Below are 1,825 nucleotides of genomic sequence, written 5' to 3'. Positions count from 1 at the left end.
CTCGTGCCGTGGGGATCCAGGTGGCGATCAGCTTCTTCATGCGTTCCCACGTGAGGCTTTGCCCCTTCTGACTCCGTTGCCGCAGTGCCTTGAGCCACGCTCGGTTGACCTGCGTTCGAAACGTGTCCAGCGCGCCTCGGTTGCCGGGGACTCCGTAGTAGTTGAAGTGCCCCTGCACTACGGCTCGCAACCACCGCCCCTGTGCCGGTACCGGCCGGTGCCGGCCCCGCATCAGGACGTCGCGGACCTCCTTGATCTTCGCCCGCAGCCGTTTCGCGATGGTTTTTCGCCGCACCGTAAAGCGCTCGTCCCGTCTCTTGGCGCAGATGTGCGTGAACCCGAGGAAGTCGAAGGTTTCCGGCTTCCCCTCGCCGCGCTCTTTGCGGTTGTCGATGGCAAAACGACCGAACTCGATCAGTCGGGTCTTCTCCTCGTGGAGCTCCAAGCTGAACTTCTTCAACCGTTCCTTCAGTTCGGCCTGGAACCGTTGCGCATCCGATCGGTACTGGAATCCAAGCGCCACATCGTCGGCATACCGAACGATGTAGACCTCGCCCCGCGCCTGGTTGGCGCGCCACCACTTCACCCATAGGTCCAAGGCGTAATGCAGGTAGATGTTCGCCAGGATTGGCGAAATCACCGCCCCCTGTGGCGTCCCCGCCACCGTCTTGGACCACTGCCCGTCCTCGGACACCCCAGCTCTCAGAAACTTCCCGATCAGCCGAAGCACCCGCGGATCCCCGACGCGGTGTTCCACGAACTTCATCAGCCACCCGTGATCAATGGTGTCGTAGAAGCTGCGGATGTCCGCGTCGAGCACCCAGCTCACCTTGCGCTGCGTGATCGCCACATAGATCGCATCCAAGGCGTCGTGCGGGCTTCGCTGCGGGCGAAACCCGTAGCTGAAACCCAAAAAGTCCTCCTCGTAGATCGCCTGGAGAACCCCTACGAGCGCCTGTTGGACGATCTTGTCCTCCAGCGCGGCGATCCCCAACGGCCGTTGGCGGCCGTCGGGCTTCGGAAGCCACGCCCGCTTGCTCGGCTTGGCCCGATACCGCTCGCTCTGGATTCGATCATGGAGGTCGATGAGGCGCTCCGCGAGCCCCTCGCCGTACTCCTTCCACGTGACCCCGTCGACCCCGGGGGCCGCCTCCCGCTTCAACGTCCCGTAGGCGTCCCGGAGCCGTTCTTCCGTCACATGGTGCAGCAGGTTGGTGAACCGTTGTCGGGGGTCCCTTCTCGCTGCCTCCCGTACCCTGTCCAGTCCGTCCAACGCTGCCTTCGGCCCCTGCGTGCCGCCAGCGGTCGGCTGTCCAGAGTTTCCCTTGGTCGAGGGCCTTCGCTCCACGCGCTCCGCCGATGGTTGGCCGGGGTCTCCCGGTTGTGCACCCTTGTTCGCCCGCTTCATCGCTACTACTCCCTCGTCCGACTGCCCAGGTGCGTGCGCGTCGGGCTTGAGGTCACAGACCTTCCCCGACCGGACCGGCGGTGGATGCCGCCGCTCGCTCCTGGGCTCTCCCGGTTTCCGTGCATGAAGCTTGCGTACATGCCCTGGCTCCCCAGACTCCGCGGGCCCAGTGCGCCCCTCGCGCTATCGCGGCGCACCGTATTGCCTTCCCTCCCAGGCGACTGGGTCGGCAACCCGATCGAGGTGATTTCGGAGCTCAATCGCCCGGCCTGCACGCCCCCTGTCAACGCTTCGCCGCCCTCCTCACGGAGAGCCGACGCATGACTCGGGGCCATGGTTGGTCGCTACTCATTCCATGTAGAGGACTTCCACCTCCTACTTCATGCCGGCTTTTACCGGCGCTTTCCGCCTGTCCCC

General features: G+C 64.8%; 1 protein-coding gene. It reads right to left on the bottom strand.

Features of this window, described 5'->3' with window-relative positions; genetic code table 11:
* Positions 1-1,408 (bottom strand): group II intron reverse transcriptase/maturase (gene ltrA, locus U1E26_09930; protein MDZ4169954.1); only part of this gene is annotated, 1,408 nt, incomplete at its 3' end.
* Between the last annotated feature and the right edge of the window lie 417 nt (positions 1,409-1,825).

The sequence above is a fragment of the Coriobacteriia bacterium genome (assembly GCA_034370385.1).
Taxonomy (GTDB): Bacteria; Actinomycetota; Coriobacteriia; order Anaerosomatales; family PHET01; genus JAXMKZ01.
This window is presented reverse-complemented; position numbering and strand designations above follow the sequence as displayed.